Source organism: Acinetobacter pittii (assembly GCF_034064985.1).
GTDB lineage: Bacteria > Pseudomonadota > Gammaproteobacteria > Pseudomonadales > Moraxellaceae > Acinetobacter > Acinetobacter pittii_H.
Genome location: NZ_CP139249.1, coordinates 3,284,896 through 3,304,476, shown reverse-complemented (window position 1 = coordinate 3,304,476; position 19,581 = coordinate 3,284,896). Strand labels below are relative to the sequence as shown.

13 protein-coding genes are annotated in these 19,581 nt (G+C 38.2%); 11 read left to right on the top strand and 2 right to left on the bottom strand.

All coding sequences use genetic code 11. The features are described from left to right. Positions 1-5: 5 nt before the first annotated feature. A complete protein-coding gene (gene leuS / locus SOI76_RS15825; protein WP_104080372.1) occupies positions 6-2,630 on the bottom strand; it encodes a leucine--tRNA ligase in 2,625 nt (874 codons plus the stop codon). A gap of 534 nt (positions 2,631-3,164) precedes the next feature. Here leuS and ilvI point away from each other — a divergent pair. The 4 genes from ilvI to SOI76_RS15805 all read left to right on the top strand — a co-directional run bounded on the left by ilvI (position 3,165) and on the right by SOI76_RS15805 (position 8,811). After that, the gene (ilvI, locus tag SOI76_RS15820) at positions 3,165-4,889 is read left to right on the top strand and encodes an acetolactate synthase 3 large subunit (protein ID WP_016142213.1); all 1,725 of its coding nucleotides are present in this window, start codon (positions 3,165-3,167) and stop codon (positions 4,887-4,889) included. Continuing rightward, on the top strand, positions 4,889-5,380 hold the full coding sequence (gene ilvN / locus SOI76_RS15815) for an acetolactate synthase small subunit (RefSeq protein WP_001215920.1): 492 nt from the start codon (positions 4,889-4,891) through the stop codon (positions 5,378-5,380). The genes ilvI and ilvN overlap by 1 nt, the downstream gene beginning before the upstream one ends. 32 nt (positions 5,381-5,412) lie before the next feature. After that, positions 5,413-6,429: a ketol-acid reductoisomerase gene (gene ilvC, locus SOI76_RS15810; protein ID WP_016142212.1), complete on the top strand. Its 1,017-nt coding sequence runs from the start codon at positions 5,413-5,415 to the stop codon at positions 6,427-6,429. 327 nt (positions 6,430-6,756) lie between these two features. Continuing rightward, positions 6,757-8,811 carry a GGDEF domain-containing phosphodiesterase gene (locus SOI76_RS15805; RefSeq protein WP_104080373.1) on the top strand — a complete coding sequence of 685 codons (2,055 nt, stop codon included), beginning with the start codon at positions 6,757-6,759 and terminating at the stop codon, positions 8,809-8,811. A gap of 441 nt (positions 8,812-9,252) precedes the next feature. On the opposite strand, the gene SOI76_RS15800 is transcribed toward SOI76_RS15805, so the two are convergent. Further along, positions 9,253-9,825, bottom strand: a complete 573-nt coding sequence (locus SOI76_RS15800; RefSeq protein WP_104080374.1) for a TetR/AcrR family transcriptional regulator — start codon at positions 9,823-9,825, stop codon at positions 9,253-9,255. Between the two features lie 326 nt (positions 9,826-10,151). Between SOI76_RS15800 and SOI76_RS15795 the strand changes: the two genes are divergently transcribed. From SOI76_RS15795 to SOI76_RS15765, 7 genes are all read left to right on the top strand, one after another. After that, positions 10,152-11,015, top strand: a complete 864-nt coding sequence (locus tag SOI76_RS15795) for a hypothetical protein (RefSeq protein WP_019767990.1) — start codon at positions 10,152-10,154, stop codon at positions 11,013-11,015. A gap of 231 nt (positions 11,016-11,246) precedes the next feature. Then, on the top strand, positions 11,247-12,839 hold the full coding sequence (gene prfC, locus SOI76_RS15790) for a peptide chain release factor 3 (RefSeq protein ID WP_002117155.1): 1,593 nt from the start codon (positions 11,247-11,249) through the stop codon (positions 12,837-12,839). Positions 12,840-12,908: 69 nt separating this feature from the next. Beyond that, positions 12,909-13,751, top strand: coding sequence for a hypothetical protein (locus tag SOI76_RS15785; protein WP_104080375.1), 843 nt, complete (start codon positions 12,909-12,911; stop codon positions 13,749-13,751). Between the two features lie 90 nt (positions 13,752-13,841). Then, positions 13,842-14,783 carry an RsiV family protein gene (locus SOI76_RS15780; RefSeq protein WP_104080376.1) on the top strand — a complete coding sequence of 314 codons (942 nt, stop codon included), beginning with the start codon at positions 13,842-13,844 and terminating at the stop codon, positions 14,781-14,783. After that, positions 14,783-15,595 carry a TatD family hydrolase gene (locus tag SOI76_RS15775; RefSeq protein WP_057075701.1) on the top strand — a complete coding sequence of 271 codons (813 nt, stop codon included), beginning with the start codon at positions 14,783-14,785 and terminating at the stop codon, positions 15,593-15,595. The genes SOI76_RS15780 and SOI76_RS15775 overlap by 1 nt, the downstream gene beginning before the upstream one ends. A gap of 124 nt (positions 15,596-15,719) precedes the next feature. Continuing rightward, positions 15,720-18,476 carry an aconitate hydratase AcnA gene (gene acnA, locus SOI76_RS15770; RefSeq protein ID WP_104080377.1) on the top strand — a complete coding sequence of 919 codons (2,757 nt, stop codon included), beginning with the start codon at positions 15,720-15,722 and terminating at the stop codon, positions 18,474-18,476. 332 nt (positions 18,477-18,808) lie between these two features. Further along, positions 18,809-19,570, top strand: coding sequence for a ThiF family adenylyltransferase (locus SOI76_RS15765; protein ID WP_104080378.1), 762 nt, complete (start codon positions 18,809-18,811; stop codon positions 19,568-19,570). Positions 19,571-19,581 lie beyond the last annotated feature (11 nt).

Below are 19,581 nucleotides of genomic sequence, written 5' to 3'. Positions count from 1 at the left end.
TTTAATTAAACCACGAGGTTAACTAATTTATTTGGAACCACAATTTCTTTCTTTGTTGGTCCTGTTAAGAATTGTTGAACTTCTGGTAAAGCTTTAGCTTGAGCTAATAGATCTTCTTTAGAAATATCAACAGAAACTTCAAGTTTACCGCGAAGTTTACCGTTAACCTGTACAACAATCGTTTGGGTATTACGAGTTAATGCAGAAGCATCGACTTCAGGGAATGTTGCCTCTGTCACATCTGTACCAAACTGAGCCAATAATGTTTGACTTAAATGTGGTGCAAATGGCGCAAGTAAAGTTAATAGTGTGGTAATCGCTTCACGTTCTACAGCAACGTCGTTGTCGTCTTTTGCTTCAAACTTATTGCTTGCATTTAACAATTCCATCAAAGCAGCAATTGCAGTATTGAATGCATGGCGACGTTCAATGTCATCACTTACTTTTTGAATAGTTTCGTGAGTCTTACGACGTAAATCTTGAGCATCTTTAGACAAGTTAGCTGCATCAATCGTAGAGGCTTGGTTACCTTTTTCAAGGAAGCTTGCTACAAGACGCCATACACGTTTCAAGAAACGATTTGCACCTTCAACACCTGCATCAGACCATTCTAAAGATTGATCTGGTGGAGCAGCAAACATCATGAATACACGTGCTGTATCTGCGCCGTATTGATCAATAATCGCTTGTGGGTCAATACCGTTATTTTTCGACTTAGACATTTTTTCTTGTCCGCCGATAATCACTTCTTGACCGTCACCTGAATATTTCGCAGAAATGATGCGACCTTTTTCGTCACGCTCTAATTCGATGTCAGCAGGGTTAAACCAAGTTTTCTTACCATTTTCTGCTTCACGGTAGAATGTATCTGCAAGCACCATGCCTTGAGTTAACAAGTTGGTAAATGGTTCATTACCTTGTACCACGCCTTCATCACGCATTAATTTGTGGAAGAAACGTGCATAAAGTAAGTGAAGAATCGCGTGCTCAACACCACCAATGTATTGGTTTACAGGAAGCCAGTTTTGAGCTGCTTCAGGTTTAACCATACCACCAGTAAAGTCTGGAGAAGCATAGCGTGCGTAGTACCAAGATGACTCTACAAATGTATCTAAAGTATCTGTTTCACGGCGTGCATCGCCACCACAACAAGGACATTTAGTTTCATAGAATTCAGGCATTTTATTTAATGGGTTACCTGAACCATCTGGAACAACGTCAGTTGGTAATACAACCGGAAGCTGGTTTTCTGGAACTGTGACTTGACCACAAGTATCACAGTTAATCATTGGAATTGGACAACCCCAGTAACGTTGACGAGAAACACCCCAGTCACGTAAACGGAATTGAACTTTAGAATTTGCTAAACCTTGTGGTTCTAATTTTGCAAGGAATGCATCGAAAGCAGCTTGGAACTCTAAACCGTCAAACTCACCAGAATTAACAAGTTTACCTTCTTTAGAACCGTACCATTCTTGCCATTCAGTTGCAGAATAGTCCGCATCGTCAGTACCTTTGGCATCAATCACTTGTTTAATTGGCAAATTGAATTTGTTGGCAAATTCAAAATCACGTTCATCATGTGCCGGTACAGCCATGACTGCGCCAGAACCATAAGACATTAATACGTAGTTTGCGATCCAGACAGGAAGCTCTTCACCAGTTACAGGGTGCTTTACAAACAAACCTGTTGCCATACCTTTTTTCTCGGCTGTTGCCAAGTCCGCTTCTGCAACTGAACCCATGCGGCATTCTTCAATAAATGCAGCCAATTCAGGGTTATTTTCAGCAGCTTTAAGCGCAAGAGGGTGTTCTGCTGCAACGGCAACATATGTCACGCCCATAAGCGTGTCAGCACGTGTTGTATAAACAGTTAAGCCATCAGCATAAATATCGGTATTGGCAGATGGGAAAGTAATTTCCATGCCTGTAGAACGACCAATCCAGTTACGTTGCATGGTCAACACTTGTTGAGGCCAGCCGTCTTGTAGGGTGTCTAGGTCGTCTAATAATTCTTGTGCATAGTCCGTAATACGGAAGTAGTACATTGGAATATCGCGTTTTTCAACCAATGCACCAGAACGCCATCCGCGACCATTTTCAACTTGTTCGTTTGCCAAAACTGTTTGGTCAACCGGATCCCAGTTTACTGTTGAAAGTTTACGGTAGATCAGACCTTTTTTATAAAGCTGAACAAATAACCATTGTTCCCAGTGATAATACTCTGGTGTACAAGTTGCAAATTCACGATCCCAATCTACAGATAGACCTAATTTTTTTAATTGGTCACGCATGTACGCAATGTTTTCAAATGTCCATTTTGCCGGAGCAACTTTATGGGCAATTGCTGCGTTTTCCGCAGGTAAACCGAATGCATCCCAACCCATAGGTTGTAATACAGTTTCACCTTTTAAACGGTAAAAACGGCTAATCACATCGCCAATTGTATAGTTACGCACATGCCCCATATGCAGCTTGCCGCTTGGGTAAGGAAACATTGACAGGATGTAACGATGTTTACCTTCGACAGTGTCGGCAACTTTAAAGACTTTACGATTTTCCCAATCTTGTTGAACTGATGGTTCAATCGTGTTTGCTTGATATTCGGGGTCAATGTGAGAAATAGTCATAGACGTAAGCTATACAACAAAAATTGATATTAAAGATTGTTGCACAGCATAGCGCAAAATCGACAAAAATGCAGTTTTGGGATGGATTTATTTTCCGTTAAAAATTAAACAGGAATAAACCTGAAAAAAGTGGGACAGACATAAAAAAAGAAAAGTGGAAAAATCAAATAAGATGAAAAAATAGTCAGTTAAAAAATAATCATAGAAAAGTGTTTCTTTAATCTTGACTTTAGTGAATTAAACAACAAAAATGCTTCCTTTAGTTTTATATGCGATTATTTGATCACCCTTCGAATAACCGTCATGTTTTGTAATAGACATTCTCTCTAGCCGAGAGATTGATTTTACTTAAAGTATGTATATCCAGACATGCTTTATTAATGTTAAAAAAGCTTATACGGCTGAAAAACAGAAATTTTTCTATTGCAACGAAAACTAGACAATATGTGTGCTATAACAGTGCAGACAATTCAATGAATGAAACACTATTTGTGCCTTCCATAAATAGTGATAAAGATTTTAGGGTGAATCACGTTGGAACTTTTATCTGGTGGTGAAATGCTCGTTCGTGCTCTTGCGGACGAAGGCGTTGAACATGTTTTTGGTTATCCAGGCGGCGCTGTATTACATATTTATGATGCGCTATTTCAACAAGACAAAATTAATCATTACCTCGTACGTCATGAACAAGCTGCTGGTCATATGGCAGATGCTTACTCGCGTGCTACAGGTAAGACTGGCGTAGTACTGGTCACTTCTGGACCTGGCGCAACTAATACTGTGACTCCAATTGCAACAGCTTATATGGACTCAATCCCAATGGTGATTTTGTCTGGCCAGGTTGCATCACATCTTATTGGTGAAGACGCTTTCCAAGAAACTGATATGGTGGGTATTTCACGTCCGATCGTGAAACACAGTTTCCAAGTTCGTCACGCAAGTGAAATTCCTGCAATTATCAAAAAAGCATTTTATATCGCATCAAGTGGTCGCCCTGGCCCAGTTGTTGTCGATATTCCTAAAGATGCGACTAATCCTGCAGAAAAATTTGCGTACGAATATCCTGAAAAAGTGAAGATGCGTTCTTATCAGCCACCTTCACGTGGTCATTCTGGTCAAATTCGTAAAGCGATTGATGAGCTTTTAAGTGCAAAACGTCCAGTAATTTATACGGGTGGTGGTGTTGTTCAAGGTAATGCATCAGCATTATTGACTGAACTTGCTCATTTACTCGGTTACCCAGTGACTAACACACTTATGGGCCTTGGTGGCTTCCCTGGCGATGATCCCCAGTTCATTGGCATGTTAGGTATGCATGGGACTTATGAAGCAAATATGACCATGCATAATGCTGATGTCATTCTTGCGGTAGGTGCTCGTTTTGATGACCGAGTAACTAATAACCCTGCAAAATTCTGTTTGAATGCCAAAGTTATTCATATTGATATTGATCCGGCGAGCATTTCAAAAACAATTATGGCGCACATTCCAATTGTAGGGGCAGTTGAGCCTGTACTTCAGGAAATGTTGACGCAATTGAAACAATTGAATGTGTCTAAGCCAAACCCTGAAGCAATTGCTGCATGGTGGGATCAAATTAATGAATGGCGTAAAGTTCATGGCTTGAAGTTCGAAACACCGACTGATGGCACAATGAAGCCACAGCAAGTTGTTGAAGCTTTATATAAAGCGACCAATGGTGATGCCATCATTACTTCAGATGTGGGTCAACACCAAATGTTTGGTGCGTTGTACTACAAATACAAACGTCCTCGTCAATGGATTAACTCAGGTGGATTGGGCACCATGGGCGTAGGTTTACCTTATGCAATGGCTGCGAAGCTCGCTTTCCCTGATCAACAAGTTGTTTGTATTACTGGTGAAGCTTCAATACAAATGTGTATTCAAGAGCTTTCAACCTGTAAGCAATACGGTATGAACGTGAAGATCTTATGCTTGAATAACCGTGCATTAGGTATGGTTAAACAATGGCAAGATATGAACTATGAAGGCCGTCACTCAAGCTCATATGTTGAATCATTGCCTGATTTCGGTAAGTTGATGGAAGCTTATGGTCATGTAGGTATTCAGATTGATCATGCTGATGAACTAGAGTCAAAGCTTGCTGAAGCAATGGCGATTAATGATAAATGTGTATTCATTAATGTCATGGTTGATCGCACGGAACATGTTTATCCAATGCTGATCGCAGGCCAGTCTATGAAGGATATGTGGTTAGGTAAAGGGGAGCGTACATAATGAGACATATTATTTCTGTACTCGTTGAAAACGAAGCTGGTGCGCTTTCTCGTTTGGTGGGTTTATTCAGTCAACGTAACTACAACATTGAGACGTTGAATGTAGCTCCAACCGAAGACCCTACGTTATCGCGTTTGACGTTAACTACTTATGGCGATGACCATAAGATTGAACAGATTACAAAGCAGCTCAACAAACTTGTTGAAGTTGTAAAAGTAGTAGATTTATCAGAAGGTTCGCACATTGAGCGTGAACTGATGTTGATTAAAGTAAAAGCGTTAGGTGCTTCACGTGCAGAAATTAAGCGTACAGCGGATATTTTTCGTGCGCAAATTGTAGACGTGACACCAACTACCTATACCATTCAAATAGCAGGGACAACTGAAAAATTAGATGGTTTTATCGATGCACTTGCGGAAAACACTATTCTAGAAGTCGTCCGTTCAGGTGTATCTGGTATCGCCCGTGGCGAAAAAGTATTAGCCATTTAATTTTTTAAAAAGTATTTTAGCGGAGAACACAAATGCAAATTTTTTACGATAAAGACTGTGACTTATCAATCATCCAAGGCAAGAAAGTAGCGATTATTGGTTACGGTTCTCAAGGTCATGCTCATGCACTTAACCTTAAAGACTCAGGCGTAGACGTAACTGTAGGTTTACGTGCAGATTCAGCTTCTTGGAAGAAAGCTGAAAATGCAGGTCTTAAAGTTGCAGAAGTTCCTGCTGCAGTTAAGCAAGCTGACCTCGTAATGATTTTGACTCCAGATGAATTCCAATCACAACTTTACCGTGACGTGATTGAGCCAAACATCAAAGAAGGTGCAACTTTAGCATTTGCTCATGGTTTCTCAATTCTTTATAACCAAGTTGTTCCACGTAAAGATTTAGATGTAATCATGGTTGCTCCTAAAGCACCTGGTCACACAGTTCGTTCTGAATACCAACGTGGTTCAGGTGTTCCTGATCTAATCGCAATTCATCAAGATGCTTCTGGTAATGCACGTAACGTTGCTCTTTCTTATGCTTCTGGCGTAGGTGGCGGCCGTACAGGTATTATCGAAACTTCATTCCGTGAAGAAACTGAAACTGACTTATTCGGTGAGCAAGCAGTTCTTTGTGGTGGTGCAGTTGAACTCGTGAAAATGGGCTTCGAAACTTTAGTTGAAGCTGGTTATGCACCTGAAATGGCTTACTTCGAATGTTTACACGAGCTTAAATTGATCGTTGACTTAATGTTCGAAGGCGGTATCGCTGACATGAACTACTCAGTATCTAACAATGCTGAGTACGGTGAATATGTAACGGGTACTGAAGTAATTAACGAGCAGTCTCGTGAAGCGATGCGTAATGCATTAAAACGTATTCAATCTGGTGAATACGCGAAGATGTTCATTCAAGAGGGTGCATTAAACTACCCATCTATGACTGCTCGTCGTCGTCAAAATGCTGCACATGGTATTGAAGTAACTGGTAATAAGTTACGTGCAATGATGCCTTGGATTCAAGCGAACAAAATCGTAGACAAAGAAAAGAACTAATCTTCTTTTCTAAAGCTTCAAAAGAACCTTGCTTAGTGCAGGGTTCTTTTTTTATACTATTTTTTATTTGAATGCGAAAATTGCGATTAGGTCGACTTGAATAGATTAAATAAATTCTATATTTTTCATATAATTGGCTGCTTAGTTTTTATTTACTTTATTGATTTATAAAGTAAAAAATACTTGACCAAAAGATAGATAATGTTATTGTTTATAACTGACTGAATAAGTCAAATTTACTAAAATTTCTTTAACATGTTTAATTGTATTTTGGGCAATGAGTTGAACAAAATAAAAAAAAGTATTGAATAATCATGGAAGTCCAATATGGGTCATGTTGATTACGATAGCACATTGATCGTCGGCTCTTTTATTGCAGCTGGCCTCATATGCTATATTGTAATTTCCATGGAGCAGCTAATATTCAAACAGGTCTATAAGAAGTTTGAATCCTTAATTTTATTTATTAATGGATTGCTACTCGCTTTAGCAATTAGCATTGTCCATATTGTTGGCATACAAGCTTATCATCTATTTGATACAGCCAACTCGAATATTCCTTTAATCGTCATTTCTTATGCCATTAGTGCATTGTTGTCTTGCATTGCGATGTGGTTGACTTCGCGTTTTACACTTCCTTTATTTAGACTCATTTTGAGTTCGATTATTATGGGAATTGGAATTTCAGCTTCATATTACATTAGCATGTTGGGCTGGAATATTAATGTTTATAAAAAAGATTACACTTCGTTCTTACTCTTATTTTCTGTATTAATTGCGATGAGTGGTTCAGGGTTAGCGTTTTTACTCGCCTATAAATTAAAAGATACAGAACGATATCGCTTAACTTTAAAAATCGCATTTTCGGTAATGATGACCTTAAGTATTATGGGGATGCACTATACCGCTCTTATTGCGACAAATATTACTGATAAATTTATTAGCCAATATCAGGCTGAACATGACTTATTACTATTTACAATTATTCTAGTCACCTGTTTGGTACTCGTAGCAAGCTTTATTGTTGCGATGTTAGAGCAACGCCTTACGCAACAAAATTTAGAATTACGCAAGGCTAATAAAGAATTAGCTAACTTATCTATACAAGACAATTTAACTAAACTACCAAATCGCCTTTATTTGGTTGATTATGCTGAAATATTACTTTCAGATCATCGATATAAAGACCAGAAAATTGCTTTTTTATATATTGATTTAGACCGTTTTAAATCGGTGAATGATGCTTTTGGGCATCATGTGGGTGACCAATTACTCATTCAAATGGCGAACCGTTTACACTGGCAACTTAATGAGAAATGTAAACTGCTTAGAATTGGTGGCGATGAGTTTTTACTTATTGCAGAAAATACCAATGCAGAAGAAGCGGTTGTGTTGGCCGAGAAAGTTTTACAGCTGATTCAGGAAAGTTATCAAATTTCGGGTAAAGAAATTAATATTTCTGCGAGTTTAGGAGTAGCACTCTTTCCTGAGCATGGACAAAATGTTCAGGATTTACTCATGAACGCTGATGCCGCGATGCTCATGTCTAAAGAGCAGGGCCGGAATACTTATACCATTTTCAGTTATTCAACCCATCAACAAGAAACAAGAAGTCAGTCAAAACTGATCAATGACCTTTATAAAGCTGTAGAAGAAAAGCAGTTCATCTTATATTACCAACCAAAATTTAATACCAATCTTGAAGTGTGCGGTGTCGAAGCATTAATTCGTTGGAATCATCCAGCTTTAGGAATACTCACTCCCCATATGTTCATAGAGGGTGCAGAAAAAACAGGTTTGATCATTCCAATGGGATATTGGGCACTTGAGCAAGCCTGCTCGCAAATTCAGGAGTGGGAGCGTAGTAATACCCCATTTTATCCAGTCGCAGTGAATTTATCGGCCTTACAGTTTGAAAATAAAAAATTATTTAGTACGCTCGAAGCATTGTTAAAAAAATATCAAATTCAACCCCATCACTTAATTGTTGAGATTACTGAGTCAACAGCAATGCGGCATATTGATTTAAGTATTCGAGCTTGTGAGCGCCTACGTGATATGGGCATTCGAGTTGCAATTGACGATTTTGGAACAGGGCATTCGAGTTTCTTGTATTTAAAAGATTTACCAGTAGATGAGTTGAAAATTGATCGCGGCTTTATTGTCGATTTAAAGCCTGGTTCTAAAGAAGAAGTGATTCTGGAAAGTATTATACATTTAGCTAAAAAGTTGGGTTTAACCGTAACAGCGGAAGGAGTAGAAACTCAGCAGCAGGTTGAGATTCTGACTCGATTAGGCTGTCAGCAATTTCAGGGTTATTTATTAGGTATGCCTGTACAGGTTGATCAGCTCATTGAGACTCAAGGCGCCCATTTCGCTTAGTTTTTTCTATATTGATTTTTAAAACTAATATTTCCTTTTAACTTTTTCTTTAAATAACAATTAATTAAAATAAATTTATCTTTTAAAACCCACCTAGATATTGGTAGTAATGAATAGCAGCAGTTTCTTAGTTAGTTGAGTATTTTACATATAATAATTTATGAATATATACTGCAAGTATAAAGTAATACTAACAAATTAATGTTTGTATTTTATAAAACATAAGAGGTGAAAAGGATTATTATAAAGTATTGTGAAGTTTATATAATAATTAGAATTAATAAAGATGGAACTAAATGAAAATATTAATTTTTATAAAATATAAATACATTAATCTTTAGGGGTTGAATAGATTTTTGGTGGAGTTGGAGAGTAGACTCCACCAAATTAAAAAATATTTTCTATCTTTATTAAAATATAAATATTTAATTAATTTATAAATTAAATAGTTGCACACTCTTGAACTGTTTCTAATTCAATAATTTTGTTTATATAAGACCACGTTTGTTCTGGATTAATCTTTCCTTTATTTATAGTGCCATCAATAATGATTCCATCTACAATGTTAAGAAAGAGCCCTGTTAAGATTTTTGTGTTTTCTACTTCTAACTCCGAAAGAGCTGAGAAAACTAATGAGTAAATCCACTCCCGATACTCATTAATTTGATGCTTAATAGAAGGGTACAATTGCATGACTTCTATTGTCGCTTTTTTAAATAAGCAGCCATTAAAGTCATCTCTATTAATCCAATCGATATACCAATTAAATATCTTTTTTAATTTAATCAAAGGGTTGTTGGTATTCTTTATTTTTTCCAATATTGAATATTGGATCTCTAAATTTCTTTTATAAAGACATTCTTCAATTAAGGCTTCTTTAGAAGAAAAGTATTTATAAAAAGTCATTTTTGCAACATTTGACTCAGCAATAATGCGATCAACACCAATAGAAGTATAGCTTTTTTGGTTAAAGAGGGATGTTGCTGTTGTTATAATAGTTTCTCTTTTTGTCATCGGGTTCCCCGTTGCGGATATTTTTTGATTAACTTTGCTATTGTAAAGTGTATAAGCTTAAATAAAACTTATTTTATAGTATTTAAAAAATTATATTTATTCAATAGCTTGGTTGATTTAAAAAACAACATATTATATATTTAATTGGCAATAGTTTACTTTTTTAAATATTATTAATTAATCCGTTGATTTGTTGAGATAATACACATAGTATCAACTTGTTAAGTATGGGTGTGCGGAATTTATTTTAGCAATTGAATGCAAAATTGTAATAAAGAGAGAGCCTGTAACTTAACTATAAGAAAAACTTTTTACAGAGAATCATTATGTTAAAAAAATTTGAAGACTTTAATAATCCAAGAGAAAAAGCATTGCAGGGGATGAGAAATAGTATTCCTGCAAAACAATGGGATGAAAATTTACAATTTCTTAAACAGTTAAGAAAAACGATTGCAGAGTTACCAGTTTGTAATCATCCTGCTATTGAGCTGTTAAACGGTGGATATCTTGATAAACAACGTTTGACTCTTATTCATTTAGAATATCGTCATGCGATTGTACAAATTTTTACTGATGCTTTATTAAAGGCTCAATTTTTAACAAAACAATTGGAACCTAAACTCCACTCTGGAGCGAAGATGTATCCACGGGTATTATTAAGTTTAAATATACTTGATGAGTTTGGTTTTCGCCCTGGTTTAGATAAAGATAATTACTATTTGGGTAATCCTGAATATGCTCATTATCCTTTATATGAAGATTTACTTAATGATTATGGTTTAACGGAGCTTGACCGTCGTAATTATAAACCATCAAAATTTGCAGATCAGGTTAGATCATTTTTAGAATCTTCTTATGATAGTTATATTAATGTCGTGGCATTATTGGCTGTTGCAGAAGAGGAAGTCATTCTTTTTAGTCCACCATTACGTCAAGCAACCAAATTCGTAAATATTGATGTTGAAGGTGGTGGTTACTACCATGTACATGGGGTATCTACGGATGAAACATCTGAGGCCGCTGATGACGATCATGAAGATGACTTGTGGTTTGCATTAGCACAAGCAATTACAAAAGATGATTATGAAAGCTTAACCAAGCTATGTATTGATTACTGTGCTTTATGGAATGAGTTCTGGGATGCACAAATTGCCGATGTTCAATTCATTGAAGAAAAGAAATTGGCGTAAAGATTCTATTAAGTCTTAATTAAGCCCCATCTTAAACAGGTGGGCTTTTTTAATTGTAAAATTTCTAAGGAGCTAAACTACATTCTCAAAAAAGATCTAAAAAGTTTGTGAATAACTCATGGCTTATCAACAATCATTAAACAGTTCTATAAATCTGCTACAATTACGCCAATTTTTATTTTGATCGACTTTAGGTCTTTGGCACTGCAATCTCCGCAGTAGGTGTATTTCATGAGTTTTAAAGATGAGTTAGCGGCACAGGTTGCTCAACGCCGCACATTTGCCATCATTTCCCACCCCGATGCCGGTAAAACGACCATGACAGAGAAATTACTGTTATGGGGTAAAGCAATTCAGGTTGCAGGGATGGTAAAAAGCCGTAAATCTGACCGCGCAGCTACATCTGACTGGATGGAAATGGAAAAAGAGCGTGGAATTTCCATTACTACTTCTGTTATGCAGTTCCCTTATAAAGGTCACACTATTAACTTACTTGATACACCGGGACATGAAGACTTCTCTGAAGATACTTATCGTACCCTAACTGCAGTTGACTCTGCATTAATGGTGATTGATGGGGCAAAAGGTGTCGAAGAACGTACCATCAAATTGATGGAAGTTTGTCGTATGCGTGATACTCCGATCATTTCATTTGTAAACAAGATGGACCGTGAGATTCGTGAACCACTTGAGTTACTGGATGAAATTGAGAATGTCCTCAATATTCGCTGTGTACCAATTACATGGCCATTAGGGATGGGGCGTGATTTTGCGGGTGTATACAACATTCTTGAAAACAAATTGTATGTCTATAAAGCAGGCTTTGGCTCAACTATTACAGATATTGAAGTACGCGAAGGTTATGACCATGCAGATATCCGTGAAAAAGTAGGTGAGTTGGCTTGGGCGTCTTTTGAAGAGTCACTTGAGCTCGTACAAATGGCGAATGAACCTTTAGACCGCGAATTATTTTTACAAGGTAAACAAACTCCAGTTCTATTTGGTACAGCATTAGGTAACTTTGGTGTTGACCACGTGTTAGACGCATTTATGAATTGGGCACCAGAACCTAAAGCGCATCCAACACAAGAGCGTGTTGTCGACGCGAAAGAAGAAGGTTTTTCTGGTTTCGTCTTTAAAATTCAAGCCAACATGGATCCGAAACACCGTGACCGTATTGCCTTTATGCGTATCTGTTCAGGCAAATACGAGAAAGGTTTGAAAATGAATCATGTACGTATTGGTAAAGATGTTCGTATTAGTGATGCATTGACATTCCTTGCGGGTGAGCGTGAACATCTAGAAGAAGCGTGGCCAGGTGATATTATTGGTTTGCATAACCACGGCACAATTCAAATTGGTGATACTTTCACAAGTGGTGAAAATCTACATTTCACAGGTATTCCTCACTTCGCACCAGAGATGTTCCGTCGTGTGCGTTTGAAAGATCCTTTAAAGTCAAAACAATTGCAAAAAGGTTTGAAAGAGTTGTCTGAAGAAGGTGCAACTCAGGTATTTATGCCACAAATTAGCAATGATTTGATTGTAGGTGCAGTAGGTGTGCTTCAGTTTGACGTTGTTGCTTACCGTCTGAAAGAGGAATATAAAGTTGACTGCGTGTATGAGCCTGTAAGTGTTAATACAGTTCGTTGGATTCATTGTGATGATGACAAGATTCTCAATGAATTTAAGAAAAAAGCACATGATCAGCTTTCTATCGATGGTGGCGGTCACTTAACTTATCTTGCACCAAGTCGTGTCAACTTGCAGATTATGCAAGAGCGTTGGCCTGATATTCAGTTCCGTAACACGCGTGAACACTAATCTTTAAGATTTGACAGACAGCTTCGAACAGAAGCTGTTTTGTTTTGAAAAATAAGAAAGGATGATGAAATGAATTTGAATAGAAAGACAGTTATTGCACTTTTAGTTGCGGTAATCATATTAATTTTGGCAATTGGTCTTTTTGTCTGGAAAAGCTCTCAACCTTCATCATCTTCTCAAATGAAATCAGCTTCTACCCAAAATCAAAATATAGAGAAAGCTGAAGTACTCCCATTTCTAAACTTGCAACAAGTAAAAGCTGATTATGCTTTGCCATTTTGTGAGAAGAAAAATTGTATTGATGTCGATATTCAAACAATAAAAACTCAAGATGTATGGCTAAATGACTGGATCGCGAAAAGTCAGGCTAAGGTAATCCAAGATCAAATTGATTTGAAAAAAGACTTGAGTTTGCAGCAGGCTATTAATGCCTATGTTAAAAAGTCTGATGAATGGCAAGATAAATATTCAAAGAATCGTGCTTATGAATTGCATCTTCATACCCGTATTGCATCGCAGCGTAACCAATACGTTTTATTACAATTAGGACTTGATACCAAGCAAGAAGAGCTCACAATTAAAGATCGTTATTACTTTTTTGTGGCCGACCGAAAACTGCATAAGAGCTTAACTTTGTTAGATGTTTTAAAAAAAGATCAACAAACTACTGTGCATCAAATGGTGCAGGTGGCCTATCAAGACTGGTTAAAAAAGCAGACTGCTGAAATTAAAAAAGAAGCACCAAAAACTTTATATTGGGGACAGGCAGACTGGTTCTTTGATGGTGAAGGCGTTGGTTTACATTATCAGGCCAACCAGATTACTAAAGAAGCGCCACAGCTCGATATTTATTTATCTAAAGAACAGACCAAAAAAATATTACAACCCGAGGTTTATGAACAAATGTTTTAAGATGGTAGCAGAATTTGCAACCTCTATTTATATGCGCTAATTTCTTAGAAAGGCATAGCGTAATCTCCTTAGAATAAAAGGCAAAATATGATGTTATCTTCTAAAGCTTCACTGCGATTAACTTTGCTTGCTTCTGCTATCTTTTTGGTAGCATGCCAACCTAAAGCTGATCCTAAGGATTCTCAAGAGCAGCAAAAATCCGCTGTTCAAGAACAAAAGCCAGTAGAGTTGACTTTGAAAGGTGAAACAATTCCTAGTAAGGTGGTTTTACCTGATTGTGATGGTAAAACTTGTCCGGAATTTACGGTAGAACGTCTACAGAGTAATTTTCCTTTTATTGACAAAATTATAGATCAGCAAATCTTAAATACATTAAATCAAATTTTAGAAATTGCTGAACCTGATGCTAAGAGCACACAAACGGAACAAAAAACAGAAGCTTCGGCGGCTGCAGGTGCAGAGCAAAAAAATAGCTTTGATGCGCAGGTGCAACGTTATGCAAATTCATTTATCGATCTAGATAATGAGCTAAAAGCTTTAAGTAGTAATCATCAGATCAACCTCTTAGTTAAACCTAAGATTTTGCAAGCTCAAGGCAAAGTTGTCACTGTGGTCCTTAATAGTAGTAGCTATTTAGGTGGGGCTCATGGCTCTGCTGCACAGCATTACTATAATTTCGATTTAAAAGAGCAAAAACAGATTGAGCTTGAAGATTTGTTGCGCCCACAGAAAAAAGCTGCATTGGAAAAGTTAGCACATGAAGCTTTTAAGACCTGGGTAACTGATTCCAAACTTGCTGATAATGTTGCTGACTATGAACAAGCATGGCCATTTAAATTATCTAATAACTTCTTGTTGGGTGAGCAAGGTTTAATCCTTCAATACGGTGAGTATGAAATTGGACCATACGTAGTTGGACTCCCTCGATTAGTCATTCCTTATGACCAATTGCAAGATGTGTTGAAAGAAGAATATTTGCCACCGCCTAAAGCCAAACCTGCTTCGGCACCAGTTGCAAAAAGTGCTGGCTAATGCATTTGTTTGATACCCATACCCATTTCGATGTTGCCGATTTTGATAAAGATCGGCAGCAGCTAGCACTCGAGGCAAAAAAAGTGGGTGTAGATGCTTTGGTTTTAATTGGCTTTTTACAGTCCCGCTTTGATGAGTTGGTGCAGACTCATCATCAGTTAAAAAGTTGGGAAAATGTGCCTACTTCTTATTTAGCACCAGGCTTACACCCGTTTTATATTGAGGAGCATCAACCAGAGCATCTGGCTCATCTTGAACATATCTTGCAGCAACATGACTGCGTGGCTGTAGGTGAAATTGGCTTGGATACTTTCTTAAAAGAACATAAGCAGCCAGATGTATATGCAAAGCAAAAACAATATTTTGCAGATCAGTTAGAGCTGGCAACCCAATACCAAAAACCAGTGTTACTCCACATTCGAAAAGCGCACGGTGATGTGCTTGCTATATTAAAAGCTCAAAAATTTAAATTGGGTGGCATTGCTCATGCATTTAGTGGCGGGGTAGAAGAGGCAAAGGGTCTTATTAAGCTTGGTTTTAAAATTGGTGTGACGGGGCAGATTACCAACCCGAATGCAAAAAAACTTCATACCGTTGTGCAGGCTATAGGTGCAGAGCACTTGGTGATTGAAACAGATTGTCCAGATATGACACCGCTTTGCTGTCAAACCTCAACAGAACAGCGGACTCGTAATACCCCTGTTAATTTGCCCTATGTTTTACAAAGTTTGGCTGAAAATTTAAATATGTCAGAGCCGGATTTGGCTGAGTTGCTGTGGAAAAACTCTCTCACTGCATTGAAATTATCGTAATAAAAATCAAAGATTAAAAATATTAACTAAAACAAAACACAGCGATTAAAAAAGAAGCTTAAAGTAAGAAAAGAACATGTAAAAACGTGAAAAATAACATTGCCAGACATGGGAGGATAACCCAATGGCTAAGTATAGCAATATCAATAGTTTTAATGCTTTACAGACGCTAACAGTAGGTTCCAGCAATTATCAGATTTTTAGCTTAGCCCAAGCAGAGAAAACGCTAGGGGATATTGCCAAACTGCCGAAATCTTTAAAAGTATTATTGGAAAACTTATTACGGTTTGAAGATCAGCACAGCGTTAAAACTGAACACATCCATGCGTTAGCAGAATGGCTAAAAACCCGCACCTCAGATCAAGAAATTCAATATCGTCCGGCACGGGTTTTAATGCAAGATTTTACGGGTGTGCCTGCAGTGGTTGATTTAGCAGCAATGCGAGCAGCGATGGCGCAAGCGGGTGGCGACCCTGAAAAAATTAACCCACTATCTCCTGTTGATTTGGTGATTGACCACTCTGTAATGGTTGATTATTTTGCCGATGATCAGGCTTTTGAAGAAAACGTACAAATTGAGATGCAGCGTAATGGTGAGCGATATCAATTTTTACGTTGGGGACAATCTGCATTTAATAACTTTAGTGTAGTGCCACCAGGTACGGGTATTTGCCATCAGGTCAATTTAGAATATTTGGCTCAAGCGGTGTGGCTAGGTGAAGATAACGGTCAGACTTTTGCTTTCCCAGATACTTTAGTGGGTACAGATTCACATACCACCATGATTAATGGTTTAGGTGTTTTAGGTTGGGGTGTAGGCGGAATTGAGGCCGAAGCGGCTATGTTGGGCCAACCGATTTCGATGCTCATTCCTGAAGTCATTGGTTTTAAATTAACAGGAAAACTACCAGAAGGAATTACTGCAACTGATTTAGTGCTGACTATTACTCAAATGCTTCGTCAAAAAGGAGTTGTGGGTAAATTTGTAGAATTCTATGGTGATGGTTTAGCTGATTTACCACTGGCTGACCGAGCGACCATTGCCAACATGGCACCAGAATATGGTGCGACTTGTGGTTTCTTCCCGATTGATGAGGTGACTTTGGGTTATTTGAAATTAACTGGTCGTCAAAGTGATCGTATTGAATTGGTCGAAGCGTATAGCAAAGCGCAAGGTTTATGGCGTAATGCGGGTGATGAACCTGTCTTTACAGATACTTTAAGTCTTGATATGAGTACGGTTCAGGCAAGTCTAGCAGGACCAAAACGTCCACAAGATCGAGTGCTTTTATCAGAGGTGCCGAAAACCTTTAATGCGCTCATGGAGTTAACTTTAAAACCAGCCAAAGAAGCTAAAGAGCGTTTAGAAAATGAAGGCGGTGGCGGCACTGCTGTCGAGGCAAAAAAAGCAAATATCCAACATGAAAGTCCTTCTTGTGTGATTGAAGGACAAACTTATCCATTAAATCATGGTGATGTTGTTATTTCAGCCATCACATCTTGTACCAATACTTCTAACCCGAGTGTAATGCTGGCGGCGGGTTTACTTGCAAAAAAAGCCATTGAAAAAGGTTTGCAGCGTAAACCGTGGGTGAAAAGCTCTCTTGCACCGGGTTCTAAAGTTGTGACTGACTATTTGCTGGCTGCTGGGCTTACGCCGTATTTAGATGAGTTGGGCTATAACTTGGTGGGATATGGTTGTACGACTTGTATTGGTAACTCAGGTCCACTACCTGAGCCAGTCGAAGACGCAATTCAATGCCATGATTTAAACGTAGCATCAGTACTTTCTGGTAACCGTAACTTTGAAGGCCGAGTACATCCATTAGTCAAAACAAACTGGCTTGCTTCACCACCTTTGGTGGTTGCATATGGTTTAGTTGGTAATATTCGTACCGATTTGACTACGCAACCTATTGGGCAAGGTAAAGATGGACAACCTGTTTACTTAAAAGATATCTGGCCAAGTCAGGCAGAAATTGATGCTGTCTTACAGAAAGTAAATACAGAGATGTTCCATAAAGAATATGCTGCGGTGTTTGATGGTGATGAAAGCTGGCAATCCATTCAGATTCCAAAAAGTAAAACTTATGAATGGGCGGATGATTCGACTTATATCCGTCATCCGCCATTCTTTGAAGGAATTGGTGAGCCACCAAAACCAATCAAGAATATTGAACAGGCACGTATTTTGGCAGTGCTTGGTGACTCGGTAACAACCGACCATATTTCACCAGCGGGTAATATCAAAAAAGACAGTCCGGCAGGTCGATATTTACAAGAGCAAGGTGTTGAGCCAAAAGACTTCAACTCTTATGGTTCACGACGTGGTAACCATGAAGTCATGATGCGAGGCACCTTTGCTAATATTCGTATTAAAAACGAAATGCTCGGCGGCGAAGAAGGCGGTAATACCCTACATGTGCCAAGTGGTGAGAAGCTTGCCATTTATGATGCGGCAATGCGTTACCAACAAGAACATACACCGCTTGTGATTATTGCTGGTAAAGAATACGGAACAGGTTCTTCACGTGACTGGGCTGCCAAAGGAACGAACTTATTAGGTGTAAAAGCTGTCATTGCTGAAAGTTTTGAACGTATTCACCGTTCAAACTTGGTGGGTATGGGCGTGTTGCCATTACAGTTTGTTGATGGACAAACCAGACAGTCCCTCAACTTAACGGGTCATGAAGTCATTTCGATTCGTGGTTTATCGGATGGTATTCAGCCTCATGAAATTCTTGAGGTTGATGTGAAAGGGTCAAATGGGGTAGCAAGTCATTTTAATGTGTTATGTCGAATTGATACGTTAAATGAGGTCGAGTACTTTAAAGCGGGTGGTATTTTGCATTATGTACTTCGGAATTTGATTGCTGGTTAATTTGGCTAAGTTTGCATAGCCTTGTAATGAGGGCGCTTTGGCTAATGTTGACTATATAGGCGTATCCTTACTTTTTAAGGATAAAAAGTAACAAAAATCCTTTGTCGGGCTGACGGTATATCCTTATACCGCAGCCCAACTGAGCGGCATCCATGCCGCCTGTCACATTAGTAAATAATAGTTTAAATCTTAAGCTGTATAATTTGATTAATAATCATAAGACTTATCGTGAGTTTAAACATTACAGTCTCAAGTTTTCTTTGATCTAAAATACACTTTCTTCTGAAAAGCAGTAAAATACTCTCCGTGTTTTATATCCCCAAAGAGTAGCAATGACCGATCTCCAACAAGATGAATATGACCGCCGTTTTGCAGGTGTAGCCAAAGTTTATGGTGATTCATCGTTCCAGCACTATGAAAAAAGTCATGTGATGGTGATTGGTATTGGTGGGGTCGGTAGTTGGGCGGTAGAAGCTCTAGCACGTACAGGTATTGGTGAGTTGACTCTGGTGGATATGGACGTGGTTGCAGCATCAAATGTAAACCGTCAGTTACCTGCGATGACATCAACTCTGGGCTGTGAAAAAGTTGAGATTATGGCGGAGCGTTGTCGCCAAATTAACCCACGTATTAAAGTTAATATTATTGATGACTTTTTAACACCTGAGAATGTCACAGAACTTTTAAATCCTGTACCCGATATTATCTTGGACTGTATTGATGATGTTAAAGCAAAACTGGCTTTAATGCTTCATTGCCGTTTTAATAAAATTCCTTTGATTGTTTCAGGCGGAGCAGGTGGTAAGCTTGATCCACTTAAAATTCGTGTGGCGGATTTATCAAAAACAGAACAAGATCCGATGTTAGCGAAGCTACGGAGTCAACTTCGTGCTCGCGGCATCTGTAAAAAGCCAAAGGAGAAATTTGGTATTACCTGTATTTACTCAATCGATAATCCATTTTCTAGTGCAGATGTTTGCCCATCGGCGGGCTTACGCTGTGGTGGTTATGGTTCAGCGGTAGTGGTGACTTCAAGCTTTGCTATGATTGCTGTAGCTGAAGTTTTGAAAAAGCTTGATTTAAAGAAAGCCTAATTTAAATATTA

Bases quoted from the DNA above. Each gene is read 5' to 3' on its own strand.
- leuS (WP_104080372.1), bottom strand. From the start codon at position 2,630: ATGACTATTTCTCACATTGACCCCGAATATCAAGCAAACACGATTGAA.
- ilvN (WP_001215920.1), top strand. From the start codon at position 4,889: ATGAGACATATTATTTCTGTACTCGTTGAAAACGAAGCTGGTGCGCTT.
- ilvC (WP_016142212.1), top strand. From the start codon at position 5,413: ATGCAAATTTTTTACGATAAAGACTGTGACTTATCAATCATCCAAGGC.
- SOI76_RS15805 (WP_104080373.1), top strand. From the start codon at position 6,757: ATGGGTCATGTTGATTACGATAGCACATTGATCGTCGGCTCTTTTATT.
- SOI76_RS15800 (WP_104080374.1), bottom strand. From the start codon at position 9,825: ATGACAAAAAGAGAAACTATTATAACAACAGCAACATCCCTCTTTAAC.
- SOI76_RS15795 (WP_019767990.1), top strand. From the start codon at position 10,152: ATGTTAAAAAAATTTGAAGACTTTAATAATCCAAGAGAAAAAGCATTG.
- prfC (WP_002117155.1), top strand. From the start codon at position 11,247: ATGAGTTTTAAAGATGAGTTAGCGGCACAGGTTGCTCAACGCCGCACA.
- SOI76_RS15785 (WP_104080375.1), top strand. From the start codon at position 12,909: ATGAATTTGAATAGAAAGACAGTTATTGCACTTTTAGTTGCGGTAATC.
- SOI76_RS15780 (WP_104080376.1), top strand. From the start codon at position 13,842: ATGTTATCTTCTAAAGCTTCACTGCGATTAACTTTGCTTGCTTCTGCT.
- SOI76_RS15775 (WP_057075701.1), top strand. From the start codon at position 14,783: ATGCATTTGTTTGATACCCATACCCATTTCGATGTTGCCGATTTTGAT.
- acnA (WP_104080377.1), top strand. From the start codon at position 15,720: ATGGCTAAGTATAGCAATATCAATAGTTTTAATGCTTTACAGACGCTA.
- SOI76_RS15765 (WP_104080378.1), top strand. From the start codon at position 18,809: ATGACCGATCTCCAACAAGATGAATATGACCGCCGTTTTGCAGGTGTA.